This is a genomic window from Yoonia sp. (genome assembly GCF_036007805.1).
Taxonomy (GTDB): domain Bacteria; phylum Pseudomonadota; class Alphaproteobacteria; order Rhodobacterales; family Rhodobacteraceae; genus Yoonia.
This window is the reverse complement of record NZ_DASYOK010000201.1, coordinates 1-1,998: the sequence shown is the minus strand read 5'-3', so window position 1 is coordinate 1,998 and position 1,998 is coordinate 1. Positions and strand designations below refer to the sequence as shown.

At 55.2% G+C, this 1,998-nt stretch carries 1 protein-coding gene and 1 pseudogene; both read right to left on the bottom strand.

What is annotated here, in order from left to right; all coding sequences use genetic code 11:
- Positions 1-903: DUF3987 domain-containing protein (locus VGP75_RS11430; protein WP_327543785.1), on the bottom strand; the 903-nt coding region annotated here is incomplete at its 3' end.
- A 537-nt stretch (positions 904-1,440) separates the two neighbouring features.
- Positions 1,441-1,902, bottom strand: a pseudogene (locus tag VGP75_RS20630) (bifunctional DNA primase/polymerase); the annotation flags it as partial.
- Between the last annotated feature and the right edge of the window lie 96 nt (positions 1,903-1,998).

Below are 1,998 nucleotides of genomic sequence, written 5' to 3'. Positions count from 1 at the left end.
GTCGGCCTGAATTTCCATTTTCATGGCGTCCTGCCGATCAATGATCAACTGCTCATACTCCCGAAAGAGCCGCTCGGCTCCAGATGTAAACGGAACAAGCACAGGCTCTGGCGGAAACTCTGGGCCGTTGTCCTGCAAATTGCCAGCATCGCCGCTGGCCTCGCTGCACGCCTTAACCCATGCAATGACGCTTGCTGGTGGATCAATGCGAGACGGCTTGCGAGACAGTCCCCGCCGCCGCTTGCTTTCCACAATCACAAAGCGGTTCAAAAACCCGCTGGCAATGTCCTTGCCGCTCAAAGCATCATAAAACGTCTCAGGTGTAGTCATGCCAATCACCGACAGAGACGGCCTATTCACCTCGACCTCCATGCTTTTTTTCTGGTTTTCCGTCATGCCAATAGTTGCATAGCTCAAATTGCGAATGGTTTTGGTCTGCCTCCCGAATGCCTCCATCATCATTGTCAGGGCGTCTTTCTTGTGTTGATTGCCCTTGGCCCCCGCTGATTGCAGCATGGCCCCAAACTCATCAATGACCGCCAGATGAGCAGGCTTTGCCAAAAGTGCAGATAAAACACCCGTTGCGCTGGTATAGCCGTTTGGCCCGCGCAGCTCTTTCTTGTCGCTGGCCCTAAGCACATCCTCAATAACCGTATTGGCGTGTTCTTTGCCGCAGCCCGTTTTGCCGATATTCAAAAAGAAAAGCCCGCTCATGTTGTTGTTGTCGGTGATAAAACGCCGCCCCATAGAGACAGCTCCCAAAGCCAAAGCCGTTTGCACATCAAATTGAGGTTGCGGCTTGATGCAGGTCTCAGCGCTGTATTTCACAACCTCGCCAAGAACGCCTGGCACGGTCAAAAGATGGCTCGGAATGCCGCCGCTTTCGGCCTTGCCCTTGCCCATGATATTGGCCGCCACACTAGCACCGTGCCGCATGGCCTCACGGTCTTCCTCACTTGGCCCTTGTGGCAGGCTTTTGATGTCCAGAAACTCCGCAGCCGCCTTTACCGCCGCCCCTGCGTTCCCCATGTGCTGATACTGGCAAAAGACCTCGAAAGCATCAAAGCTGTGATCCAGATCAAACGGGTCGCTTGCGTGGTGACTATAAGCCCGACCATCGTCAAAGATAACAACCCCCGCAATCTTGCTGGTGCTGTTGGGGGAAAGCCAGCGATTGCCTATCTGGCGATACCCTGCCTCAGTCAATGCCTGCGCCATAGGAACGGCATCGTTATACTTGCCGATAACATCTTGCGTCTCATTGCCAACCCGCCGCATTTTGGCGCTCGGTGGCTTAAACTCGGGCGTGCGCTTCCAAGGGCATAAATCAGCCAGCTGCGGCCTGAACCTATCCCATTGCCGCCAGATCGTTAAAAGCTGCTCAGGAAGCTCAGGAAGGCCGTTTGCTATGTCAGCCCCTGCCCAAGTGTAAGGTTGGCCTGTATCGGGGTGTATGGACGGCGGCAGGACGTCTTGAACCGATCCCGCCCGCAATTCAAACACAACCTCAGTGCGGCGAGGATCACCGTCAACTGGCCAGCTTATCTTGCGGGTGGTGAGCGGATCCCCATCGGGAGCAGCAAACAGAGCCTTCCCCCGATCTGGACGCCCAACAATGCGAGGCGCATTCTCAAGGATAGCATCCAGATCAATCCCAAGCCCCTCAAAGATGGTGCGGGTGTTCAGCATGTGGTCAATATCAAGCGCCACCGTCCCGCTTAGGCTGTGAAGCAGCCCAATGTTATGGCTCGGATTGCTATCCCAAAACTCTGGGGCCGTGGCTTTCGTCTGCCAGCCAAATGACGTTGGCGCTTTGCTGCCCGCTGGTATCGCAACAAGAGCAAAACCAAGAGACGTATAGTGCTTGGCAAAGTCGGCGGTTGTTGATAGATTGTGGCTCATTGGAACCATCCTCCCTTTTAGGTTTCAATCACGCCCTCGGCTGTTAGCGCAGCGCGGGGGCTTTTTCTTGCCCCATCGTTACGCTCAAGCCCCCGA